This window comes from Prodigiosinella confusarubida, from assembly GCF_002847015.1.
GTDB classification, from domain to species: Bacteria; Pseudomonadota; Gammaproteobacteria; order Enterobacterales; family Enterobacteriaceae; genus Prodigiosinella; species Prodigiosinella aquatilis.
In genome coordinates this window covers 2487155-2510791 of the sequence record NZ_CP025085.1, presented here as the reverse complement: position 1 = coordinate 2510791, position 23637 = coordinate 2487155, and the positions used below count along the sequence as shown (strand labels likewise).

Annotated in this window: 24 protein-coding genes; 4 read left to right on the top strand and 20 right to left on the bottom strand. The window is 44.6% G+C overall.

The features are described from left to right. Positions 1-25: 25 nt before the first annotated feature. The 5 genes from CWC46_RS11450 to flgB form a co-directional block, all read right to left on the bottom strand. Complete coding sequence (locus tag CWC46_RS11450) at positions 26-784, bottom strand: flagellar basal body rod protein FlgF (protein WP_021016444.1); 759 nt, start codon at positions 782-784, stop codon at positions 26-28. A gap of 21 nt (positions 785-805) precedes the next feature. Next, entirely contained in the window at positions 806-2014 is a 1209-nt protein-coding gene (flgE, locus tag CWC46_RS11445) for a flagellar hook protein FlgE (RefSeq protein WP_021016445.1), read from the bottom strand. A 63-nt stretch (positions 2015-2077) separates the two neighbouring features. Beyond that, on the bottom strand, positions 2078-2752 hold the full coding sequence (flgD, locus tag CWC46_RS11440) for a flagellar hook assembly protein FlgD (protein ID WP_021016446.1): 675 nt from the start codon (positions 2750-2752) through the stop codon (positions 2078-2080). A 12-nt stretch (positions 2753-2764) separates the two neighbouring features. Continuing rightward, complete coding sequence (gene flgC / locus CWC46_RS11435; protein WP_021016447.1) at positions 2765-3169, bottom strand: flagellar basal body rod protein FlgC; 405 nt, start codon at positions 3167-3169, stop codon at positions 2765-2767. A 30-nt stretch (positions 3170-3199) separates the two neighbouring features. Continuing rightward, positions 3200-3613, bottom strand: a complete 414-nt coding sequence (flgB, locus tag CWC46_RS11430; RefSeq protein ID WP_021016448.1) for a flagellar basal body rod protein FlgB — start codon at positions 3611-3613, stop codon at positions 3200-3202. Between the two features lie 207 nt (positions 3614-3820). Between flgB and flgA the strand changes: the two genes are divergently transcribed. The 3 genes from flgA to CWC46_RS11415 all read left to right on the top strand — a co-directional run bounded on the left by flgA (position 3821) and on the right by CWC46_RS11415 (position 5317). Beyond that, entirely contained in the window at positions 3821-4438 is a 618-nt protein-coding gene (gene flgA / locus CWC46_RS11425; protein WP_237160230.1) for a flagellar basal body P-ring formation chaperone FlgA, read from the top strand. A gap of 139 nt (positions 4439-4577) precedes the next feature. Then, positions 4578-4874: a flagellar biosynthesis anti-sigma factor FlgM gene (gene flgM, locus CWC46_RS11420; protein ID WP_021016450.1), complete on the top strand. Its 297-nt coding sequence runs from the start codon at positions 4578-4580 to the stop codon at positions 4872-4874. A 5-nt stretch (positions 4875-4879) separates the two neighbouring features. After that, positions 4880-5317 (top strand): flagella synthesis protein FlgN, encoded by a 438-nt coding sequence (locus tag CWC46_RS11415; RefSeq protein ID WP_021016451.1) that lies wholly within the window; start codon positions 4880-4882, stop codon positions 5315-5317. A gap of 49 nt (positions 5318-5366) precedes the next feature. Here CWC46_RS11415 and CWC46_RS11410 read toward each other — a convergent pair whose 3' ends face one another. The 14 genes from CWC46_RS11410 to flhD form a co-directional block, all read right to left on the bottom strand. Beyond that, positions 5367-5786: a flagellar protein FlhE gene (locus CWC46_RS11410; protein WP_021016452.1), complete on the bottom strand. Its 420-nt coding sequence runs from the start codon at positions 5784-5786 to the stop codon at positions 5367-5369. Further along, on the bottom strand, positions 5786-7867 hold the full coding sequence (flhA, locus tag CWC46_RS11405) for a flagellar biosynthesis protein FlhA (protein ID WP_021016453.1): 2082 nt from the start codon (positions 7865-7867) through the stop codon (positions 5786-5788). The genes CWC46_RS11410 and flhA overlap by 1 nt, the downstream gene beginning before the upstream one ends. Beyond that, positions 7860-9011 (bottom strand): flagellar biosynthesis protein FlhB, encoded by a 1152-nt coding sequence (gene flhB, locus CWC46_RS11400; RefSeq protein WP_021016454.1) that lies wholly within the window; start codon positions 9009-9011, stop codon positions 7860-7862. Before flhB ends, flhA begins: the two co-directional genes overlap by 8 nt. Positions 9012-9241: 230 nt before the next feature. Beyond that, the gene (gene cheZ / locus CWC46_RS11395; RefSeq protein ID WP_021016455.1) at positions 9242-9886 is read right to left on the bottom strand and encodes a protein phosphatase CheZ; all 645 of its coding nucleotides are present in this window, start codon (positions 9884-9886) and stop codon (positions 9242-9244) included. A 9-nt stretch (positions 9887-9895) separates the two neighbouring features. Further along, positions 9896-10285 (bottom strand): chemotaxis response regulator CheY, encoded by a 390-nt coding sequence (gene cheY, locus CWC46_RS11390; RefSeq protein ID WP_021016456.1) that lies wholly within the window; start codon positions 10283-10285, stop codon positions 9896-9898. Positions 10286-10319: 34 nt separating this feature from the next. Then, a complete protein-coding gene (locus CWC46_RS11385) occupies positions 10320-11372 on the bottom strand; it encodes a protein-glutamate methylesterase/protein-glutamine glutaminase (RefSeq protein WP_021016457.1) in 1053 nt (350 codons plus the stop codon). Beyond that, the gene (cheR, locus tag CWC46_RS11380) at positions 11372-12244 is read right to left on the bottom strand and encodes a protein-glutamate O-methyltransferase CheR (protein WP_021016458.1); all 873 of its coding nucleotides are present in this window, start codon (positions 12242-12244) and stop codon (positions 11372-11374) included. Before cheR ends, CWC46_RS11385 begins: the two co-directional genes overlap by 1 nt. A gap of 521 nt (positions 12245-12765) precedes the next feature. Beyond that, positions 12766-14454, bottom strand: coding sequence for a methyl-accepting chemotaxis protein (locus CWC46_RS11375; protein WP_021016459.1), 1689 nt, complete (start codon positions 14452-14454; stop codon positions 12766-12768). Positions 14455-14591: 137 nt separating this feature from the next. Then, positions 14592-15089 carry a chemotaxis protein CheW gene (cheW, locus tag CWC46_RS11370; protein WP_021016460.1) on the bottom strand — a complete coding sequence of 166 codons (498 nt, stop codon included), beginning with the start codon at positions 15087-15089 and terminating at the stop codon, positions 14592-14594. A gap of 36 nt (positions 15090-15125) precedes the next feature. Continuing rightward, positions 15126-17159, bottom strand: a complete 2034-nt coding sequence (cheA, locus tag CWC46_RS11365) for a chemotaxis protein CheA (RefSeq protein WP_037381852.1) — start codon at positions 17157-17159, stop codon at positions 15126-15128. Positions 17160-17170: 11 nt separating this feature from the next. Then, positions 17171-18271, bottom strand: coding sequence for a flagellar motor protein MotB (gene motB / locus CWC46_RS11360; protein WP_021016462.1), 1101 nt, complete (start codon positions 18269-18271; stop codon positions 17171-17173). Beyond that, positions 18268-19155: a flagellar motor stator protein MotA gene (motA, locus tag CWC46_RS11355; protein WP_021016463.1), complete on the bottom strand. Its 888-nt coding sequence runs from the start codon at positions 19153-19155 to the stop codon at positions 18268-18270. The genes motB and motA overlap by 4 nt, the downstream gene beginning before the upstream one ends. 126 nt (positions 19156-19281) lie before the next feature. Continuing rightward, a complete protein-coding gene (gene flhC / locus CWC46_RS11350; RefSeq protein ID WP_021016464.1) occupies positions 19282-19860 on the bottom strand; it encodes a flagellar transcriptional regulator FlhC in 579 nt (192 codons plus the stop codon). Between the two features lie 5 nt (positions 19861-19865). Continuing rightward, positions 19866-20216 (bottom strand): flagellar transcriptional regulator FlhD, encoded by a 351-nt coding sequence (flhD, locus tag CWC46_RS11345; protein WP_021016465.1) that lies wholly within the window; start codon positions 20214-20216, stop codon positions 19866-19868. Between the two features lie 1326 nt (positions 20217-21542). Here flhD and CWC46_RS11340 point away from each other — a divergent pair. Next, a complete protein-coding gene (locus CWC46_RS11340; RefSeq protein WP_037381855.1) occupies positions 21543-23273 on the top strand; it encodes a methyl-accepting chemotaxis protein in 1731 nt (576 codons plus the stop codon). A gap of 53 nt (positions 23274-23326) precedes the next feature. Here the strand turns inward: CWC46_RS11340 and dsrB are convergent, their stop codons facing one another. After that, entirely contained in the window at positions 23327-23533 is a 207-nt protein-coding gene (gene dsrB, locus CWC46_RS11335) for a protein DsrB (protein ID WP_021016467.1), read from the bottom strand. Positions 23534-23637: the final 104 nt, after the last annotated feature.

The following is a 23637-nucleotide window of genomic DNA, read 5'->3' as shown; positions in this document are numbered from 1 at the left end:
AATCACTCCTAATGCGCGATGGCGCTTAACTCATTGCCAATATTTGATTAGCACGTTGTGAATTTTCATCAACACTACTAATTACTTTCATCTGCATCTCAAAGCGTCGTGAGTTAGAAATCATGTCAACCATCGTCTCAACCGCATTGACGTTACTTCCTTCCAACACACCTGCCATCACACGCATAGTGTCATCATTCTGCAGTACAGTGCCTCGCTGCTGCTGCACAGCAGGTGATACACGGAATAAGCCATCATCACCACGAACAACTTCGCTACCCGTCGCCTTTACCAACTTGAGATGTCCAATCTGTGCAATAGTATTTGGTGCATCACTCGGATTCAGCGCGGTAATCGTACCATCAGGACCAATGGTAATCTGCGACTGGGGGGGGACCTCAATGGGCCCACCACCATCCCCAATAACCAAATGTCCTTGAATGGTCAACTGCCCATTCGCGTCGATTTCCATATTACCGTTACGGGTATATGCCTCACTGCCATCTGCAGCCTGAACAGCCAACCAGCCATCCTGAGATAATGCAACATCCATTGCACGACCGGTATAATCCATCGCTCCCGGAGTAGTATCTGCACCAGGTGTAGATGCGACAACCAACGTGCGCGTTGGGTTAGTCACCCCTTGTACTGGTACCGCTCGCAGGGCTGACAACTGAGCACGAAAGCCCGGTGTCGATACGTTTGCCATGTTGTTGGCCGTGATCGCTTGCTGCTCCAACGTCTGGCTTGCTGCACCCATGGCTGTGTAAATAGCGTGATCCATGCAATATCCCCGTTACGATGATTAACGCAAGCTAACCAGTGTTTGCAGAATCGAATCTTGCGTTTTAATGGTTTGCGCGTTGGACTGGTAGTTACGCTGAGCGACGATCATATTGACCAGTTCTTTACTGAGATCGACGTTAGAGCTCTCGGTAGCTTTACCTACCAATTTACCAACGTTGCCCGTCCCGGCCAGATTGACCACCGCCTGTCCGGAATTATCAGTGGCAGACCATACGTTATCACCCTGAGGAGACAGGCCTTCTGGGTTAGCAAAACTTGCCAACGCAATTTGCCCCAGCGTCTGGGTTTTCTGGTTAGAGTAAGATCCAAGGATAGTGCCATCATCACTGATGCTGTATCCCGTCAGGTCACCTGGCGCATACCCATCCTGTGTCGGCGTTTTTGTACTGTTGGAACCACTGTTCTGCTGCACACTACCAGCGAAAGACATTGTAAAGGTGCTTGCTGCAGAACCATTCAACGTATCCAGATTAATATTCCAGGTAGCGGGTGTAGTACTGGTCAGCGCACCACTGGAGCTAAAAGTCAGCGTGGCTGGTGCCTGAAAAGCGGCCCCAGCGATACTGGTGTCCTGTGCGTAGACATCCCACGTGTTGGCAGTACTGCTTTTCACAAAATATAAAGCGAAATCATGCGCATTTCCCAGACTATCATAGGTTGTAATAGAACCTTTGTAGTTGGACGTATTAGTTGGGTCAGCAGGATTCCAGGTATTGGCACTATCAGATGAGTTCAGATTGGCAAGCATTGAAGCCGTGGTGGTCGCTTTCGCCGCCATGGTATTTTCCGGAATGCTTAATGCTACCGGATTAGCGCCTTGCTGAACTGTCGGAGGCGTACCCGTTGCCGGATATCCGGTTAGCTGCATACCCTGCATGTTAATGATATTGCGGCTGCCATCAAGGGTAAATTGACCATTACGGCTATAGTAGATACTGCCATTGGTATCCTGCATACGAAAGAAACCATTACCATTAATGGCAATATCCAAATCACGTGAACTGCTGGTAATGGTGCCGTTGCTAAAATCCTGCATTACCGAAGCGACTTTAGTACCCATACCGACTTTCGAACCCGCGAACATGTCAGCAAAAGAAACCGTACCCGATTTAAAACCGACGGTTGCGGAGTTTGCAATGTTATTACCAATTACATCCAGATTATTAGATGCAGCGTTTAAACCACTGACCGCCTGAGAAAAGCCCATATTGCTCTCCAGATAAATTAAATGACTGTCCCACTAGAAGGCGTGGCACACTTTCAGTTACTGCTATAAGATCTGGCGTACATCATCCAGCGTAGACTGACCGCGCAGCCCCAAATCAAGCACCGCACCATCCGTTGTATTGACCACGCCATTAACCAGGCCATATTGCAGCGGTTGTACCACTTGCTGCACACCACCACTGGTAGCAGATACCGCAATTGCATAGGAACCGTCTGCGGCAGTAGTCCCATCATCGTTCTTACCATCCCAGGAATAGGAATGAACGCCGGCAGTCAGTTGCCCCAATTCCATGCTGCGTACTACCTTTCCACTACCATCAGTAATGGTAACGGTCACATTTTCTGCCGCACTTTCCAATTCCACCCCAAATGGCGTAGAAGTGCCTTGACCAACCAGAATACTTTTCCCGGGGATCATGACACCATGACCAATCAACGTTGTGGCCTGTACTGACTGATTACTGTTAATTTGTCCTGAAATAGACCCCAGCGTGGTATTCAACTTTTCAATCCCGCTGACGGTATTGAGCTGTGCCAACTGACTGACCAACTGGTTGTTATCCATTGGATTAGTTGGGTCCTGATTTTTCAACTGAGCAACTAATAACGTCAGGAAGCTGTTCTGTAGATCGGCACTACTGCTTCCGCTGATAGAAGACGTTGGAGTCGTACTTTGAACATTACCTGCGGAAGTAGTATCCGTTACGCTAGTAGCCATGAGTCCTCCAGATTACTGACCAATCGTTAATGTCTTCAGCATCATGGACTTCGTGGTATTCAATACTTCCACGTTAGCCTGATAGCTACGAGACGCAGAAATGGTGTTAACCATTTCACTGACGGGATCCACGTTTGGCATGCGAACGTATCCCTTATCATCTGCCAAAGGGTTACCCGGTTGGAAGATGAGTTTCTCAGGCGAGGGATCGTCAACAATCTTGGCGACGCGCACACCTCCCGTTGACTGCCCCGGTGCCGCATCGACTTCAAACACAACCTGCTTGGCACGATAAGGTTGACCATCAGGTCCAGTAACACTGTCAGCGTTTGCCAGGTTACTGGCACTAACGTTCATACGCTGGGACTGAGCTGACAGCGCAGAACCTGATATATTAAATATGTTCAGTAGAGACATGAAACCTACCTTGTAACAATGCTGTTATCATTAACTTGACTGCAATACCGACATCATGCCTTTTATCTGCCCACTGATCAGAGTCAGGCTAGTTTGATATTTAAGGCTGTTATCAGCAAAATTAGTACGCTCACGGTCCATATCCACGGTATTGCCGTCTAACGCAGGTTGATCCGGGACACGATAGAGCAAGTCGAGTTCTGGTGGCTGCACGCTTTGCGCCGGGATATGCCGTGCAGACGTTAAGCTCAACGCGATACTCGTGCCACTTGCTCGCCCTTGCTCAAGCACTTTATTGAGCTGACTGGCAAAATCAATATCACGAGCCTGGTAGCCTGGCGTGTCTGCGTTCGCAATATTGGCAGCCAGAATTTCCTGCCGTTGGGCTCGGAGATTCAACGCCTCTTGCTGAAATTGTAGAAACGTGTCCAATTTACCGAGCATGCTCCCTCCGCAAGTTAGAATTTGGAGGAGATAGGATAATTCTTATCGTGACAAGGTCATCGGAAGAATAGACATAAAATGCAGCGCTATTTATTGCTTTAACCTTGTACGTCCACCGTTATACTGATGAGCTAGCATGATGTAGTCTGGGGAACGTTGATGGGTATTCGTAGTTGTCTTGGTTTATTATTGGCAAGCATAGTGGTCATGCCCACGGCAGCCGTTGCAGCCGATCTTCAGACTCAATTAAACAATTTCTTTGCTTCTAATTTTCAAAACTCACCTAACCATATAAATGTGGTGATAAAATCGCCACAGTCTCAATGGTTGCAGTGCGATAATCCGCAATTATCTTTGTCCAGTAATGCCAAGGTCTGGGGGAATGTCTCCGTCTCCATTCGCTGCAATCAGCAACGGAGATTCATTCAGGTCGACGTTCAGGTGACTGGAAATTACGTTGTCACATCCCGGATGATCCCCCGAGGCACAACACTCAGCAACAATGATCTTCGTATTACACAAGGAAGACTCGACCAGTTACCGACACACGCTATACTGTTACTGAATGACGCTCAAGGCGCCATAACATTACGAAACATCGCGCCAGGGCAAGCTGTTACTTCTGCGATGATACGTAAGCCATGGGTTATTCGTGCCGGACAGAATGTACAAATTCTCGTCCAAGGCATAGGTTTCACTATCCGTAACGAAGGCAAAGCGATGAACAATGCGGCAATCGGTCAGTCAGCCAGGGTCAGAACCCCTTCAGGGCAAATCGTTTCAGGGGTGGTTAATGAAGATGGGATTATTCTGATCTCAGAATAAATTATTAAAGTTTTCCCTACTGTGGTCGATGCTATATGCATCACAGTTGATGACTTTGCATTTCAGCCGGATATTCCCATATGAAACAATATCCTTTTGATTGTTAATCATTTATTTTTCAGATTAAGAGTGGACTATTATGAGCATCGAACGTACCCAGCCATTGAAACCTGTCAACCAGGTTCAGTCTCGAGATCCTGGTGATGCTGTCAAATCTAAACACAAGACAGCCGGAACTCAGACTGAAGTCGCAGGTACTCAGGTCAAACTTAGCGATGCACAGTCAAAACTGATGCAACCTTCTTCGCAAGATATTGATATGAAACGTGTTGAAACACTAAAACAAGCCATTCAAGATGGTTCGTTAAAAATGGATGTTGGCAAAATTGCCGATGCATTAATTAAAGATGCTCAAGACATGATTTCAGGTAACTGACTGTTATGGAAAAACTACAGACATTGCTAGAGCAACTGTATAATAACCTGCTCGATCTGGGAACCATTTTGGATGAAGAGCAAAAGCTGCTCTGCGCAGGTCGAATCAACGGTTCAGCACTTCAGCAGATAACAGAAAAAAAAAGCTCACTATTAGCTACCATGCAATATCTTGAAGAAGGCCGCCACAAGGAAGAGAATCGTATACGCCTACAGGCTCCTTATGACTTAGATGGAGAATTAAATCAACTTTGGGACAATATTCAGAATATGACTCAGAGTTTACACAATAAAAATCAACATAATGGCTTGCTATTGAAACAACACATTGCTTACACCAATGAAGCCTTGGATGTTCTAAAACCTCGCCATACTCAGTCCCTTTACGGACCAGACGGTTACTCTAAAAACAAATCTATCTCCGGACGAAAAATAAGTATATGAAGTAGACGTAGCACTTTGTCCAATAACAGTCTCTGTCATCTCTTATAATCTATTTATAATTTATTGAAATTTCATTACTTCTTACTTTTACTGCTGTACGCAATCTCCCACCTCCAGGAATATAATAAATAAATCGGAATTCACTGTTAGCAGCAATTCCCCCCAATGCTCTCGTTTGTCCACTCGCACCGTCTAAATTCGCGCACCGGTTCACAGAACACAACTTCACAACCAAATCAGGTGGCGGCGGTGATGTTAAAAAATAACGCCAGTAAACAACAGTTACCGTATCAGCACTGCTAACGTTTAGTCCTTTGGGGGGTAAAAATGCCGGAGAAGCCGCCATAACGCCCCGATACTCCAGTGTCACACCGAGATGACTTGCATTCCATCCTCCCGCCGAAGCCCTAACGAAAAAAGGAAATATCAATCCCCCACAGAGAAGAGAAGCCGTCAGCGCTCTGATCATCACACCTCACCAATAATAGAGGTCATACGAATTTGCCGGTTATCACTAATCTCAAGATTCGATAAAACAGCCAGTTGCGGCAAACTTCTATGCAAAAATCGCGCTAACAATGCACGCAGAGCGTGATTTACAAGTAAGACGGGTGGAGCTGCTAGCATCTCCTGGCGCTGGAGCGCTTGTTTGGCCTGCTCCAGTAAGCGATCAGCCAGGCCTGGTTCCAGACCGCCTCCACCTTGTAACGCCTGCAACAATAAACGCTCCAGAGAACCATCAAGACCAATCACCTGAAGTTCAGCGTTACCGGGGAACCATTGTTGGGTAATTGAGCTACCCAATGCAATACGAACGACGGTCGTTAATTCGTAAGGATCGGTCTGCACCGGGGCATGCTCAGACAGCGTTTCAATGATGGTACGCATATCACGAATTGAAACCCCTTCACTCAACAGATTTTGCAGGACTTTATGTAACGTAGTTAGAGTAGTAACACCCGGGATAAAGTCTTCTGTTAGCTTAGGCATTTCCTGAGAAACTCGCTCCATCAACTGCTGTGCCTCTTGGCGGCCAAACAGTTCGCTGGCGTGCATACCAAGTAAATGGTTAAGGTGTGTCGCAACTACCGTGCTCGCTTCAACCACTGTGTAACCTTGGGTTTGTGCCTGTTCTTTAAGTGCACTTTCTATCCATACCGCGGGTAAATTGAAAGCAGGATCTTTCGTTACTTCCCCAGGGAGATCACCTACCGCATTTCCAGGGTTAATCGCCATCCAACGCCCTGGATGCGCTTCACCACTCCCGATTTCGACGCCTTTCATCAGAATACGATAGCTGGCCGGCTGTAGATCTAAATTGTCCCTGATATGTACGACGGGTGGCAGGTAACCCATTTCCTGGGCAAATTTTTTCCTGATACTGCGAATTCGACCCAATAACTCCCCATTCTGCTGAAAATCCACCATTGGAATAAGCCGGTATCCTACTTCCATACCTAATGGATCCTCCAGTTGCACATCAGACCAGCTAGCCTCAACGATCTGTGGAGAATCATGTGCCACAGAAGGTTCTGCCGCCAGAGAAGGCATTTTTACCGCATCTTTTCTCATCCACCAGGCAAGACCAAGCAGCCCCGCAGTAAACAGAAGGAAAACCAGGTTTGGCATGCCAGGTACCAACCCGACCAGGCCAAGCACTCCAGCACTTAATACCATTACTCGCGGGTTATTAAAAAGCTGTGTGACCATTTGCTGGCCAACATCCTGATCGGTGCTGACACGTGTCACAATGACACCTGCCGCAGTAGATATCACAAGTGCAGGTATCTGAGCGACTAGCCCATCACCAATGGTAAGTAAGGTATAACTTTCGGCTGATTGCCCTAACGACATACCATGCTGAAGAACCCCGACCAATAAGCCACCAACAATATTGATGGCCATAATCATTAATCCCGCAACTGCGTCACCACGAACAAACTTACTGGCACCGTCCATCGAACCATAAAAATCAGCTTCCTGAGTGACTTCAGAACGTCGCTTTTTAGCTTCGTCTTCACCAATCAGCCCCGCATTCAAATCAGCATCGATGGCCATCTGCTTACCAGGCATTCCATCCAGCACAAAACGTGCGCCGACCTCTGCAATACGACCGGCGCCTTTAGTGATAACCATAAAGTTGATTAACACCAGAATAATGAATACAACGATCCCTATAGCGAAATTACCACCAACCAGAAAATGTCCAAAGGCTTCAACGACACGGCCAGCTGCTGCAGCCCCGGTATGCCCTTCCATCAGAATGATACGGGTTGAAGCAACATTCAGTGATAACCGTAATAAGGTTGAAAAAAGCAAAATAGTAGGGAATGCAGCAAAATCAAGAGTACGATGGGTGAACATCGCTACCAGCAGAACCATGATGGACAGTGCGATATTGAACGTAAATAACAGGTCCAATACAAATGGTGGTAATGGCAATATCATCATCGACAAAATAAGCAGGATCAATATCGGCCCTGCCAGTATTTGCCAATGAGTATCTTTTAAATTACTGGGTAAACGGAGTAAAGCGGCCAGATTAGCCATCAGTCATATTCTCTTTAGCAAAATCCAGCGCTTCTGGCACCGGCAAATGTTTAGGTTTCTGCGGTATTAAACCGCCTTCACGTTTCCACCGCTTCAGTTGGTAAACCCAGGCAAGAACCTCAGCCACTGCGGCATAAAGTACAGCGGGAATATGTTGTCCGACTTCAGAATGTCGATAAAGCGCACGCGCTAATGGGGGAGCTTCCAAAACAGGAATCCGATGTTCGCTCCCCAACTCACGAATCCGTAACGCTACCTGCCCTGCACCTTTGGCAAGGACTTTAGGCGCGTTCATTTTTTTCTCATCATATTGCAAAGCTACGGCATAGTGTGTTGGGTTGGTAACGATCACATCAGCATAAGGGACATCTGACATCATACGCCGTTGAGACATGGCACGTTGCTGCTGACGAATCTTGCCCTTGATATGAGGATCACCCTCGCTTTCCTTATATTCGTCACGAATTTCCTGTTTTGTCATACGTAACTTTTTAATATGACTCCAGATTTGCCAGAAAATATCAAACGCCGCCATAGGAATCAGTCCCATGATGACCAAAAAACCACATTTAACTGCCAGATTTAATGCATCACTCAATGCGGTAACAGGCGACTCTGAAACCAAGTGCAACATCTTTGGCCAGTTATACAATAAAAACCAGTAGGTTATGGATCCTACCATCACGGCTTTAAGAATAGCTTTGAAAAGCTCGGCCAATGCCTGCGTCGAAATCACACGCTTTATTCCCGCAATAGGATCGAGCTTTTTTAAATCAAATTTAATTGCTTTTGCACTAAATAATATTCCTCCCAACAGCATGGGGGCAGCCAAAGCTACTATCACGCTTCCAAGCAGGATAGGAATCAATGCAGATGCTGCTAATTTAAGCATGACTCCGGCATGTCGTATCATCTGCTTGTCATCGCTGATGATGTCATGATCAAAAAATAACCCTTGAGTCAACATGACAGCGAGCTTATGCGCCATCGCGGTCCCCCCTATCCATAAAATGGACAGTCCAGCGATAAGCATAAAAATAGAGGTTAGTTCCCGGGAACGAGGTATTTGGCCATCTTCTCGCGCTTTTTCTTCTCGTTGGGGGGTAGGATCTTCTGTTTTTTCTAGATCACTATCATCAGCCACTACAGCGTACCTATATCACTTGGCAATCATGAAATATCTTCTGCTTAGCATGACAAATATGTTCAAACTTTATGGGTGGAAAAAAGGAGAAAAGACATGGCTATTTAAAGCATAAGAAAATAAGTATGGGAATTTACGACCGGGAATGCTCCCGATCGCAAAAAACCACACATATGCAATCATAAACTGCGTGCTACTTGTTGAATACAGCAGCGTTCGCAGGACGTTAATCAGAATCCCAAGCTATCTAACAGATCATCGACCTGGTCTTGATTCGATACGATTCCTGCAGCACTCTTATCGACTTGAGGTCCATTAAGCAAACCGTCACTCTCACGTCTGGCTGGACTCTGTTTTTCCGGGATATTTTCCAACAATACCATCAATAACTGTTTTTCAATCTCCTGAACAACGTCCATCATACGCTTGATAACCTGACCCGTCAGATCCTGGAAATCCTGAGCCATCATGATTTCCAACAATTGCGCATTAGTAAACGACGTATGCTCTGGTACATCCTGCAGATAATTACGCGTATCGGTAACCAATTCACGTGCATCTGCCAGCTCTATCGGGTTTTCAAACCATTGATCCCAACGAACTTTTAAAGACTTGGCATCAGCTTCCAACTGATTCTGACGTGGTTGTGCTGCTTCAACACAGTTTAAAGCGCGTTCGGCTGCTTGTGCCGTCATTTGTACGACATAATCAAGACGATCTCTAGCATCTGGAATAGCTTCCGCAGCTTCTGCAATCGCGTGATCCAGCCCGAGTTCTTTCAGGCTATCACGTAACATACGCGTTAACTGCCCAATACGAGAAATGATCTCTGTGGCTGATGCGTTATCGTTAATGGGCATCGGATGTGACTTCATAGCATCTCCTTACATACCCAGTTTTTCGAAAATTTTACTCAGCTTTTCTTCCAACGTAGCAGCAGTAAATGGTTTAACTACATAACCGCTAGCACCGGCCTGTGCCGCAGCAATGATGTTTTCTTTCTTGGCCTCAGCGGTTACCATCAATACTGGTAGTTTGGAAAGGGCAGCATCAGCACGAATGGTTTTTAGCAGTTCTAACCCATCGATGTTGGGCATATTCCAGTCAGAAATGACAAAGTCAAAACCACCAGAACGCAACTTATTAAGTGCGTCAGAGCCGTCTTCTGCTTCTTCCACATTATTGAAGCCCAGCTCTTTTAGTAGATTTCGAACAATACGCCGCATTGTTGAAAAATCATCGACTACTAAAAATCTGAGTTCTTTATCAGCCATACCTACTCCTAATTTTATTGCTCACCCGGAGCTGCTATATACGTAACGCCTGTCCGGCGGAAATTTGTGCCAGCATTCGCTGGCTCACCTGGTGCAAATCCACCACTTCATCAACACCACCGAGAGCAATAGCCTCGCGAGGCATACCAAATACCACACAACTTGCCTCATTTTGAGCCAAGGTATAGGCTCCTGCCTGGTGAAGCTCTAGTAAACCAGCCGCACCATCATTTCCCATGCCAGTCAGGATAACGCCCACTGCATTTCTTCCTGCATACTGTGCTACAGAACGAAATAATACATCAACTGATGGGCGATGCCGATTGACTGGTGGGCCATCATGCAATTTCACCTGATAATTCGCGCCACTTCGCGCTAACTCAAGATGTCTGGCACCTGGTGCAATATAAGCATGACCAGGCAGAACACGTTCACCATCTTCAGCTTCCTTAACCGTTATCTGGCACAATTTATTCAGACGTTCGGCGAAAGACTTGGTAAACCCCGGTGGCATATGCTGCGTGATCAACAAAGCTGGGCTAGTTGGAGGTAACGGCTGCAATACATGACGAATTGCTTCTGTTCCTCCTGTAGAAGCCCCGATTGCGATCAATTTTTCACTGCTGAGCAATGGCATGCTGGGGATCATTACTGTTGGTATATTATTAGCATTACGCTGAGGTAACCTGGCTTTGGCTGCCATGCGAATTTTTTCCGCAATCAGCTCGCTATAAGCCAGCATACCTTCACGAATACCCAACTGCGGTTTAGTAACAAAATCTATTGCCCCTAGTTCCAATGCACGTAACGTAATTTCAGAACCTTTCCCCGTCAATGATGACACCATGACTACGGGCATTGGACGAAGACGCATCAGTTTTTCCAAAAAATCCAAACCATCCATACGCGGCATTTCAACATCAAGCGTTAATACTTGGGGATTGAATTTTTTAATCAAATCACGTGCAACCAATGGGTCTGGCGCGGTAGCAACGACTTCCATATCAGGATGGCTATTAATAATTTCAGTCATGATCTGACGCATCAGTGCAGAATCATCAACACATAATACTTTTATTTTGTTCATTATCTTTCCTTAGCCAGCCCATAGACAGTCTGCCCACGCAGGTAGAATTCTCGGCTGATTTGACTGAAATTTTCTGAATGTCCGGCAAATAACAGCCCGCCCGGTTTAAGCAGTGGAACAAAACGACGCAAGATGCGTTCCTGCGTCTCTTTATCAAAGTAAATCATAATATTGCGGCAAAATATGGCATCAAATGGTGCTGGGACAGGCCAATCTGGCGCCAACAAGTTAAGTTGCTGAAAATGCACCATGGAAGCTAATTCCGGACGGACGCGCACTAGCCCACTATGCGGACCGGTACCTCGTAAAAAAAAACGTTGTAACTGCTGAGGAGAAAGCGAACGCAGCTCTTCCTGCCTATATATGCCAGCGGCGGCCTTTTCCAGGACCTGGGTGTCTATATCGCTGGCGCAGACCTGGCAACCACTAACTCGTTCGCCTAACACTTCAGATAATGTCATGGCCAATGAATAGGGTTCCTCCCCTGTCGATGCTGCCGTACTCCAGACAGTATATCCATTAGGTCGTTTTCGAGCGTGTTCTGCCAGAATAGGAAAATGATGTGCTTCACGGAAAAAAGCCGTCAGATTAGTCGTCAATGCGTTGATAAATGCCTGCCATTCCGCACTGTTGAGATCTGACTCTAATAACGCCAGATACTGACCAAAATCAGTTATTCCCAACAGTCGCAAGCGACGAACGAGACGGTTATAAACCATTTCCCGTTTGTGATCGGCCAGCACAATACCAGCTCGCTGATAAATAAGCTGACTGATACGCCGAAAATGCGCATCAGACAGAGGTAACCGTTCAACCATCTGCGTCAAAATGGACGCAGAACCAGTACGATTTGGCGATGGTATATTTTTCATATCTAACCGCCCGAAAATGGATAGGTTATTTTATTGTTGTCCAATCAGGACGTTCCTCACATCAACTGCAGGTTTGTACTTTCATTTGTCAGACATCCATCCTTTCGGGAGCACCTATTACCCACTCAATACCGACGCTGTACATCGAAAAAACGAAGTAATCCATTAATGAGATCTCTCTAACGCCATTCACCATACTGCCGGTCGTCTCGACTCAATCTACATCAAACCTCATACGAATTTTATTGTGGGAAAAGCCGCAATCTACCCAGATAAACGACCACCACAATCAGGTTAAAATATCCACGTACTATCTCCATCGGCTGTAATAACGCTTTCTTTAGCTAAATTGGAGTAATTATTGTGGTAAAAAGATAAAATATAACGATGATCGCAATAGCCAGGTCTCCAGGATTACTCACAACAAAAATGGCTTGTTGGAATAAATAATCAGCTAAACACATAGCCACTTCACATCAGACATAAGCCAGCTTTACACCAGCTTATGTCTACCAATTATTTTAGAATGTTTCCCAGTTATCAGTCGTCTGGCTTGCTTTGGCTTTTTTACCGGTTTCTACGGATGTCGTCAGCAGTGTGGCCGTTTCTGGTACAGTTGCTTGGCCTGTTGATCGAAAATTGTCATTTTCTCTAGGTAACTGAAAAACTGCCACAGCCTGATTCAAGGCACGAACCTGCTCTTCTAGAGCAACGGCAGCCGACGCAGACTCCTCAACCAACGCTGAGTTTTGCTGAGTTACCTGATCCATTTCCGTTACTGCCTGACCCACCTGCTCAATACCTTTGCTTTGCTCATCAGATGCGGAAGCAATTTCTCCCATGATGTCAGTTACCCGAGTCACCGCGCCCACAATCTCGGCCATTGTTTCACCGGCACTTTCCACCAGAACAGATCCTTCATCAACCCGATTAACTGAGTCGTCAATCAAAGTCTTAATCTCTTTTGCTGCCTGAGCACTACGTTGCGCCAAATTACGCACTTCTCCGGCCACGACAGCAAATCCACGTCCTTGCTCGCCAGCTCGGGCTGCTTCTACTGCCGCATTGAGGGCCAGAATATTTGTCTGGAAAGCGATGCCATCAATTACACTCGTTATATCGGCAATCTTTTGGGAACTTCCAGCAATGTTATGCATTGTCGTCACAACATTATCGACGACCTTACCGCCTTTCTGTGCAGTTTCCGATGCACTTAAAGCAAGCTGACTAGCCTGGCGTGCATTTTCAGCATTCTGTTTAACTGTCGCAGTCAACTGTTCCATACTGGCCGCAGTTTCCTCAAGCGAGGCTGCCTGCTGCTCTGTCCGGGAAGACAAATCATTATTACCGGCACTGATTTCGGTGGCACCAGTATAAATTGCTTCACTCCCTTGGCGGACAGCGCTTACTGTCGTGATAAATTCATTTTGCATATGCCGCAAGCTATCTGCCAGCATACCCATTTCATTAGTGCCGTTAAAATCAATCCGCTGAGTTAGATCACCTTTGGCCATGTGACGAATATGTTCAACGAGGTTATATAATGGACGGATCAAGGTTCTATTGATACCCAACCAGACAACGACTACAGCAATAATCACAATAGTAATAATCGTTCCCAGAATCCAAAGTGCAGAAGAATAAGCTGCATTATTTTCTGCTATGGCAATACTGTTGATTTTATCGTAGGACTCTTTATAAGAATAATAAGCTTTTTCAAAACGGTCTTGATAGCCTTGTGTTGGCTGTTCAAAAAACTCTTTTAATCGAGCAGTGGAAATAAACTGGATTAACTCTGTTAAAGCAGCATTTAATTCATCGTAATTACTCTTGATAGATTTGGCAACCTGGCTGTCTTCTTTGTCTAAATAAGGAATATTTTCATAGTTAGCATAATGAGCATTAGCTGTCATTAATTGTTTTTTTGCCAGTTCAATCAAATCTTTGGTAGTCGCGCCGCCAGTAACGTTACCGGATGACTCCATTGCAAATCGGGTACCTGCGCGATTCAGCGTATTACGTGTTTGTAACAAATAAGACCATGTTGCATCTAGTTCTGATTTTTGCTGATTAATAATTCGCGTGCTACTAAATATTTCCCGATCTGCTTTTAATGAATTAAAAAATAAACTACCTGATATAATCTGTAATATACAAAATAACCCTAGTACAATAATAAGACTAGTAACTACTTTTATACGAGTAAACATATTGAGCCTTTTCTATACACCTATTACCGATATTAACGGCATTCATTAAGATATATTTATTGACTTCCAATTTATGGAAAAGTGTAGTAAGAATAGTTTGGACCACGCAATAGGTGGTCCAAATCAATAGTGGTTAATCAAACTTTCATAACACTATCTACCAACGCCATTTCTTCACTGCTAAGCAGTTTTTCAATATCAACCAGTATCAGCATCCTTTCGCCCAGAGATCCCAATCCGGTCAAATATTCAGTCGACAGGGTTACTGCAAACTCCGGTGCAGGACGAATCTGATCAGCTGTTAATGACAACACGTCAGAAACACCATCAACAACAATCCCTACAACACGCTGACCCAAATTCAGGACAATAACAACGGTGTTATCGTCATAATCCACTTCTTGTTGCGCAAATTTAATACGTAAGTCAACAATTGGGACAATAACACCACGGAGATTCGTTACACCTTTAATAAAGGCCGGAGTGTTGGCAATACGGGTTACTTGGTCATAACCACGAATTTCCTGCACTTTCAAAATATCAACGCCGTACTCTTCGTCACCAAGCGTAAAGATCAAGAACTCCTGTCCCACCGTTTCACCCGTTAGTTTTGTGACGTTTGCAAGTCCAGTCATGTTTATCACCTTTAATCAATAACCGTTATTTTGTTGTTAAGCAGCGGTTTCAACCACACGCTTTTCCCGATAAAGCGCCTGTAACGCTGAAACATCAACAATTAGCGCGACACTACCATCACCTAAAATAGTAGCGGCTGAAACTCCTGGCACCTTGCGATAATTACTTTCCAGGTTTTTCACGACAACTTGATGCTGTCCGATTAATTGGTCGACCAACAAAGCATAACGACGGCCAGCACTTTGCAGGATTACAACGATCCCTTGTGTTGCATCCGTTTTAGCCTCGGCAACATCAAAGACTTGGTAAAGCTCAATTAATGGCAGGTATTCACCACGAACCTGCAGCACTCTTTCTCCCCCCGCCAAAGGATATAAATCTTCAGACTGGGGTTGTAGAGACTCCATTACTGCATTGAGTGGCAGAATGAAAACCTCACCGCTAACCTTAACCGACATACCATCCAAAATGGCCAATGTAAGTGGTAGCAAGATACGTATCGTAGTACCCTTTCCTTTCTGAAAATGGATTTCAACATGTCCCCCCATTTCCTGGATGTTACGTTTCACAACATCCATCCCGACACCACGGCCAGAAACATCCGTAACCTTTTCTGCTGTTGAAAATCCAGGTGCGAAGATCAGCATACCGACTTCCTCATCAGTCATGCTTTCGCTAACCGCCATTTTCTGAGAAAGCGCCTTAGCCAATATTTTCTCTCGGTTTAACCCGGCACCATCATCAACAACCTCAATACAGATGCTTCCGCCCTGATGCTCCGCAGACAGCGTTAGGTTCCCTACAGCCGGTTTACCCGCAGCAATACGGCTTTCTGGTGATTCAATGCCATGGTCCAAGCTATTACGAACAAGATGCGTCAACGGATCAATAATGCGTTCAATCAAGCTTTTATCGAGCTCAGTTGAACTCCCGGACAACGTCAATTCCACTTCTTTCCCCAACTTCGCAGCCAAATCACGAACCAGACGAGGGAATCGGCTAAACACATATTCCATCGGCATCATCCGGATGGACATCACTGACTCTTGCAAATCACGTGCATTCCTTTCCAACTGTCCCATGCTGTTAAGCAAATCACCATGAGCAACAGGATCCAGTTCTGTTGAACGTTGAGCCAACATTGATTGTGTAATCACCAGTTCACCAACCAGGTTAATCAGTTGATCAACTTTTTCGACAGCGACACGAATACTGGTGTCACCCGCTTTCATCCGGCCCTTGGCTGCTTCATTAACTTTTGCCGCAACTGTTGCAGTTGCAGGTACTGCAGTAGCGGGTTTACTTGGTGTTATCGGGGCGCTCTCTGCTGGTACCGTTGGGTTATCAACCGGCGACTGAACTACAGGTGCCGCCGCCGCAGCCTCGCCCACGGGTTTAAAGTTGATTTGCTCTGGTTCAAGAACAAAACAAAGCACTGCGCTAATGTCATCTTTATCAGTGGATGTGGATAATGTAACTTCAATACTGCTATCTGTTTGGTGAGAATCTTTTACGGTGCCAAGATTACTCAATTCTTCAAGCAGTTGGGGGATTTCCTGCGCTTTAAGATCGGTCAGTACAATATGTAATTCATTTTGTCCGCCATCAGGGGCCGACGCTGAAGCAGTAGAAACTATTGAACCTGTTTCAGGTGAAGTAGCAGAAACAGATTCACTTTGCTCTTTAGATTCCAGAGCGAGTTGACGCAGGGCCTGACAAATGTATTCCAAGCTTTCAACATTGGGTTCCTGCGCAGTTTTATAAGCATCCAACTGATCCTGCATAATATCTTTGGTTTCCAAAAACAGGTTGATGATATCGGTGCTCAATTGCATTTCACCGCGTCTGGCACCATCCAACAGGTTTTCCAACAGATGAGTGGTTTCCTGTAATGCCGTAAAACCAAAAGTTCCTGCGCCACCTTTGATTGAGTGAGCAGCACGGAATATTGCGTTCATCTGCTCGGTATCAGGTGCTAACGGATCAATCAACAATAAATGTTGTTCCATGTCCGCCAACAATTCGTCTGCTTCATCAAAAAATGTTTGATAAAAAGCGCTCATATCCATGCTCACGTGGGTCACCTCTGCTGTGAATCGCGGCCTATTGATGAAGGTGTCGCCTGGCTATCGGGTGCAGCAGGTAGTTTTGTAGTCGGCTGCTGACGGCCCGTTGCCGGTGCTTTATTTTTCCCAGATACTTCAGTCGTACCAGATGCAGGCATATCATTGGCTATGGGCCTAGGCAAAACTGCACCACTATTACTATTCTCGGCAGGTTGGGTCACAGGTTTAGCATTATCCAACCCCATACTTTGTAAATTTTCTATTTTATCTATGCTGACTGCGTTGTCTTCGGAATTCTCATGCTCAATCTTTTCCTGAGCCTGCTTGTTCAGCACTAATAAACTAATGCGACGATTAATAGCATCATTGCCATTCTGCGCTTGCTTCAAATTCATCGTGGCCGCCATGCCGACAACGCGCAAAACTTTCCCTTCAGAAAGCCCACCTGCTATCAACTCTCGACGAGATGCATTTGCACGATCGGCTGATAATTCCCAGTTGCTATAACCGCGCTCACCCGTTACATATTGCGTATCATCAGTATGTCCGGAGAGACTGATTTTATTAGGAATATCATTCAGAATTGGTGCTATCGCCCGCAGAATATCACTCATGTAAGGCTCTACTTGAGCACTGCCTGTTTTAAACATAGGGCGATTTTGACTATCAATAATCTGAATACGCAATCCCTGATCAACCATTTCGATCAGCAAATGTGGACGTAATGCTTTCAGTCGCGGATCAGTATCAATCAATTGATCCAGACGCTCACGCAGCTTATTCAGCCTTATCTCCTCTAGCTTCCCATCCATAGTATCTATCTGCTTTCTCATTTCCCCTTCTTGCTGGGTCGGATCGTCACCACCACCAGGAATAGGACTCGTCGAGTCGCTCATTTTAGGACCGCTGGTGATAGCCACTTTTAAAGGGGTACGAAAATATTCTGCGATTTGAGCCAATTGAGATGGAGAAGAGATGGAGATGAGCCACATGACTAAAAATAGTGCCATCATGGCAGTCATGAAGTCAGCATAGGCTATCTTCCATGAACCGCCGTGATGAACTGCGTGTCCAGATTTACGCTTTTTGCGAATAATGGGATGCTGGTGTTTCATGCGTCATTTTCCGCTGCCTGCTGAGCCGGAGCTTTCACGCTACGAATATGCTCTTCCATTTCGGTGAAAGAAGGCCGAACGGTGGAATACAATGTTTTACGTCCAAATTCAACGGCTATCTGTGGAGCATAACCATTAAGATTCGATAGCAGGGTCACTTTGATACACTGTAATACTTTTATCTTTTCGGCATTCTTCTGGCGCAGTAAAGAGGCCAACGGGGATACAAAACCATATGCCAGCAAAATCCCTAAAAAGGTCCCGACCATGGCATGTGCGATCATCATGCCTAATTCAGCGGCTGGACGGTCTACATAAGCAAGAGAATGTACAACCCCCATAACTGCGGCAACAATACCAAATGCCGGCAAAGCATCACCGATTAAATTCAAGCTGTTGGCAGGGACCTCGATTTCGTGCTCGACCGTTTCTATCTCTTCATCCATCAGTGTTTCAATTTCAAACGCATTCATATTGCCACTAACCATCAATCGTAGATAATCAGTAACAAATTCAACAATATAAGCGTCTGCCAGAATACGGGGGTAACTAGAAAAAATCTCACTATCTTGCGGATTATCAATATCAAACTCTAAAGAAAGCATGCCCTGCTGACGGGATTTTGCCATTAGGCGAAAGAGCACGGCCATGAGGTCCATGTATATCGCTTTGGTATACTTAGTACCAAGAAACAACAGCGGTAAACTGCGAGCAGTTGCTTTAATTGCTTTACCGTTATTGCCGACAGTGAATGCACCTATAGCCGAACCGGCGATAATCAACAACTCTGATGGCTGATAAAGTGCACCCAACTCCCCACCTACGATAAGATAACCGCCTAGTATGGAGCCTATGATGACGATATAACCCAATATAACCAGCACAAGAATTCCTTATAATCAAGAGGTCGTATGGATGAGTTATCGTGCAATTTTGCCAGGAACTTACTTGAGGATAAACCTGCCACTCTTTACCCAGAAAAGTGACAGGCTTATAAATCGCTACCAGGCTCAGACTGCGTGTTTTACTTGTTCATCCAGCAGTTGAGGTATGATATCGGCAACATTCGGCGAAAGTTTACGTCTTTTTACCGCTCGGGAAGGGGGTTGACACAAACTGCAGACAAATCCATTTTTAGGCTGGTGTGCGTGGGTAATAAACAGACCGCTACAACAATTACAGGGCGATAATTGAAGCATATCGCTGTCAACAAAACGGACTAACGTCCATGCTCGGGTCAATGCTAATAGAGGGGCTTCGCTTTGAGGTGAACATTGTTCAAGATAAAGGCGATAAGCTTTAATTACCGCCTCAACGCTACTACAGTGTCCATTTTTCAGTAAGAAAATATAGGCATTATAAAACATGGAGGAATGAATATTTTGCTCCCATGTCATAAACCAATCGGTTGAAAAAGGCAACATCCCTTTAGGGGGAGGATTTCCTCTTAACTCTTTATATAACTTTATCAAGCGCCCACGGCTTAACTGCGTTTCACTTTCGAGCATCTGCAGGCGGGCACCAAGAGAAATGAGTTCCATCGCCAGTTGGATGTCCTTAGCTTCTTGAACAATACTTTTTTCCACCATTATTATTACGCCCTTTTTTTAGGCAAATTTTCTTCTTTTGAAGAAAATTGTTGTAACAACTGACTCGACAATAGAATACCTGTATGTATCTGCTGTAAATCATCTACACGGGATTCTTGTGTCAATAGTTTAATAGTATTGTGATCATCAAAGCGGAAATGGCATATCAACTGATTAGTTTCAGCTAATTTCACCATCTGTGGCAAGGTAAGTTGCATCAACGCATTAGCCATTTCTTCATTAATACCAAGGCGAAACATGGCCGATGCTTTTTCATCGTTAATTAAACGTTGCGCAAGTAACAAATAAGACAAATTTATGTCATAAATATGCTTAAGTAACTCAGAAGTACCCATAATCTCATCCCGGCAAGCTATGTTTAAACATAAATTAGATGATGTGTATATCATCCAGTTCAATAAATACTCTCCATAGGTGGCATGAAAACTATCGGTGCCAAATGAAATTTATAATTTTAAAATATTTTATTATGACAAAGACAGCAGCACTGTCCTTAAAGCACATCAGATTCCCTTTGCCCATAACACCAACCCATCCTTTGCTGACAATCATCCTGACACATGGAGCATAAGAATAATCTTAATTCCTGTTTACTCTACCGCCTAAGCCGTAGCACATACAACGCGATAGTACATGAAATTTGACAAAAACGTGATGTAGATCACAAAAATGAAGGGATTGGTCCTAATTATTTCCTTTTTTATAATTAATACCTATTTTCTTGCATACGAAATAACCACAATTACACACGACCTCATCAAAACAGACTCTATTATTGATCAATTAAATTTAACGGATTGATTTATAAAATAAAAAAACAAACCACTTATCAATTACGAAGATTAAATATAAGATCACAGGGTTTTTCATCCATAATGATTCAGATCATCACTTCAGTTACTATTACATCATCTTTTAAAACACTGACCCAATGTCCCTGACATGTCTGATTCTAGTATTTTACTCCAAACCGGGTTCTTTTATGGATAGGATAGAATAAAATCAGCAAAATAAGAGAATATTTCCTTTAAAATTCCAGAATTTTTGTTAAGAATAGGATAAATAGGAAACAAGGACACAAAATACTGACCATATGTAAAATATAAAAAGAAAACGAATTCACATTAACCCTCGAAGATATTTAACTTGACTTTAACACCTTCACTCTGGTAGATGCAGTAAAAGTAATTTGAGATAATAATATTAATTATCTATTAACGGCATAATCCTCCCCGGCAGTTTCCTAAAGTTACTCATCTCACGGCCGCTTTATCCACAGTAGTGCTCATGTTCACATTTCATTTCTATAAGTGCCTTCATCTGTATTTTATAGATTTCTGGTTATGTAACTGGTCATAGCTTAAAATGTTAGCCATTAAGCAATTATGTACCAGCAGGTATAAATATTATTTTATTCATATAATCAAATAATTAATATGCCGAATAATTAATCACTGTCTTTCCCATCCCTCTTTTTAGACGGCAAAATCGTGATCAACGTCGCATTGATGCACATTAATGTTTCCCACTAGATACTCATTATCTTTTATATTGGTTCTAGAAAAGTCGAGCCGTTGGCACAACCGATTTTTTAGCAAAAACGTCCACACACCAGTGAGTAGTAAGGTGAGTCACCATTACTTCCCTTTGAAAATGAGCAAATGGATATGAAAATGATATCAAAATCAGAACAACAGGGTAAAATTGGAACGATGAATAACCTCCGTTTAGTGCCTTTATTCGTCATTATTCTGGGCGGCATCATGCTACTGTTTGCATTGTCTATCGGGGTATCCAGTTATTTTCTGGTACGCAGCAACCAAACCCTGGATTACGTAACACAAGAGATTGATGTTCGCTTAGGCATCTCTAACAGTTCTAATAACCTGCGCACCGCCCGCTTATTACTTATTCAGGCTGCCGCGGCAGTCCGTGTTGGTGACACTAAAGTTTATAATGATAATCTGCAGCAGGCCGAAAGCCGCATTGCACAATCCAAACGTGCTTATCAGGTTTATGAGAACCGTAGTATTAAAACCGCAACGGATATCGCTCTCGATCCGGCACTGAAAAAAGCTTACAACGCTTATATAGAACAAGGCATCATGCCAACGTTACAAGCTGCCAAAGATGGCTACTTTGAAGAAGTCCTTTCACATGAATCAGAAGAGAATCGTATTCTAGATGCCGCATACAATAAACCATTGTTGCAAGCTGTTGCCTATCGAACCGAACGAGCCAAGGCGCTGAATACAAAAGCGCAAAAAGACGCGCTCCTGGGATATAGCTTGATGGGTGTCAGTTTTATCATTGCAGCAATCATGACGATTATCACGTTCTTGTTACTGAAAAGCGTGCTGATTAAACCGATGAATCAACTGGTGAGTCGCATCCAGCGTATTGCTCAAGGCGATCTCACCCAGCCAGATGAAAACTATGGTCATAACGAAATTGGGATACTCGGCTCAAATGTCCAGCAAATGCAGGCAGCATTAGTCCACACTGTATCTACCGTCCGGGAAAGCGCTGATTCCATTTATCAGGGTTCAATAGAAATTACCGCCGGGAACACAGACTTATCCTCCCGCACGGAACAGCAGGCAGCTGCTATCGAGCAAACGGCAGCAAGCATGGAACAATTAACGGCCACAGTAAAACAGAACTCTGACAACGCACATAATGCCAGCCAACTAGCATCAAATGCCTCAGGTAAGGCCAGACAAGGCGGCGAAATTGTTGCTGGTGTTGTTAGTACCATGAATAATATTACCGGTAGCTCCAAAAAAATATCCGAAATCACTAACGTGATTAACAGCATCGCTTTCCAGACAAATATTCTGGCCCTCAATGCCGCAGTGGAAGCAGCCAGAGCCGGAGAACAAGGGCGTGGATTTGCTGTCGTGGCCGGAGAAGTACGCAATCTGGCTCAGCGTAGCGCACAGGCTGCAAAAGAAATTGAAGGGTTGATTTCGGAATCGGTGTCATTAGTGAACAGCGGTTCAACTCTCGTCGATAAAGCCGGACAAACCATGCAAGAGATTGTCCATGCCGTGACCAACGTAACCGATATCATGAATGAGATTGCTTCAGCCTCTGATGAACAGAGTCGAGGCATTACACAAGTCGGGCAGGCTATCTCTGAAATGGATAGTGTGACACAACAAAACGCCGCCTTAGTTCAAGAAGCATCGGCTGCCGCAGCGTCTCTGGAAGAGCAGGCTGCCGTATTAACACGAGCTGTAGCCGCATTCAAATTATCTTCACGGCATTCTCAGGATTATGCTGCGACCCCAACAGTTCAGCCAATACTGGCAGCACAGTCCGCTTCAGCCTTAGCACTAACCAGACGACCATCCACCAAACCGGGTAATGACAACTGGGAAACGTTCTAACAGCCACGACACCGGTATTAGCCTACAATTTCCCGATAAGGCGAGTACCGGTGTTATTTTTTAGTCAATATCCTTGGTTCGACAAAAACACTATCAGGGGTACTACTGTTAATTTCATTAAAAAACCAGATACCGGCAGGATAGTCCTTAAGAGAAACCAAATACATCGTTCCTTCCTGAAACACCTCCACTGCCAGAATAACGCCCTCTCGACGAGCCTCCCCATCGGTTTTTACCGTGACTAAATCATTTATTTTCATAGTGAATCTCTTTTTCTTCTTCCGGTTTTAACGATGAACTAATTTTCAGTTTTTTAAGTCAATGAATAAAAGGAATCACGACAGAATTTATTCACACAATAGCT

Coding starts and splice junctions, on each gene's coding strand:
- CWC46_RS11450 (WP_021016444.1), bottom strand. CDS start 784: ATGGATCACGCTATTTACACAGCCATGGGTGCAGCAAGCCAGACGTTG.
- flgE (WP_021016445.1), bottom strand. CDS start 2,014: ATGGGCTTTTCTCAGGCGGTCAGTGGTTTAAACGCTGCATCTAATAAT.
- flgD (WP_021016446.1), bottom strand. CDS start 2,752: ATGGCTACTAGCGTAACGGATACTACTTCCGCAGGTAATGTTCAAAGT.
- flgC (WP_021016447.1), bottom strand. CDS start 3,169: ATGTCTCTACTGAACATATTTAATATATCAGGTTCTGCGCTGTCAGCT.
- flgB (WP_021016448.1), bottom strand. CDS start 3,613: ATGCTCGGTAAATTGGACACGTTTCTACAATTTCAGCAAGAGGCGTTG.
- flgA (WP_237160230.1), top strand. CDS start 3,821: ATGCCCACGGCAGCCGTTGCAGCCGATCTTCAGACTCAATTAAACAAT.
- flgM (WP_021016450.1), top strand. CDS start 4,578: ATGAGCATCGAACGTACCCAGCCATTGAAACCTGTCAACCAGGTTCAG.
- CWC46_RS11415 (WP_021016451.1), top strand. CDS start 4,880: ATGGAAAAACTACAGACATTGCTAGAGCAACTGTATAATAACCTGCTC.
- CWC46_RS11410 (WP_021016452.1), bottom strand. CDS start 5,786: ATGATCAGAGCGCTGACGGCTTCTCTTCTCTGTGGGGGATTGATATTT.
- flhA (WP_021016453.1), bottom strand. CDS start 7,867: ATGGCTAATCTGGCCGCTTTACTCCGTTTACCCAGTAATTTAAAAGAT.
- cheZ (WP_021016455.1), bottom strand. CDS start 9,886: ATGAAGTCACATCCGATGCCCATTAACGATAACGCATCAGCCACAGAG.
- cheY (WP_021016456.1), bottom strand. CDS start 10,285: ATGGCTGATAAAGAACTCAGATTTTTAGTAGTCGATGATTTTTCAACA.
- CWC46_RS11385 (WP_021016457.1), bottom strand. CDS start 11,372: ATGAACAAAATAAAAGTATTATGTGTTGATGATTCTGCACTGATGCGT.
- cheR (WP_021016458.1), bottom strand. CDS start 12,244: ATGAAAAATATACCATCGCCAAATCGTACTGGTTCTGCGTCCATTTTG.
- CWC46_RS11375 (WP_021016459.1), bottom strand. CDS start 14,454: ATGTTTACTCGTATAAAAGTAGTTACTAGTCTTATTATTGTACTAGGG.
- cheW (WP_021016460.1), bottom strand. CDS start 15,089: ATGACTGGACTTGCAAACGTCACAAAACTAACGGGTGAAACGGTGGGA.
- cheA (WP_037381852.1), bottom strand. CDS start 17,159: ATGGATATGAGCGCTTTTTATCAAACATTTTTTGATGAAGCAGACGAA.
- motB (WP_021016462.1), bottom strand. CDS start 18,271: ATGAAACACCAGCATCCCATTATTCGCAAAAAGCGTAAATCTGGACAC.
- flhC (WP_021016464.1), bottom strand. CDS start 19,860: ATGGTGGAAAAAAGTATTGTTCAAGAAGCTAAGGACATCCAACTGGCG.
- flhD (WP_021016465.1), bottom strand. CDS start 20,216: ATGGGTACTTCTGAGTTACTTAAGCATATTTATGACATAAATTTGTCT.
- CWC46_RS11340 (WP_037381855.1), top strand. CDS start 21,543: ATGGATATGAAAATGATATCAAAATCAGAACAACAGGGTAAAATTGGA.
- dsrB (WP_021016467.1), bottom strand. CDS start 23,533: ATGAAAATAAATGATTTAGTCACGGTAAAAACCGATGGGGAGGCTCGT.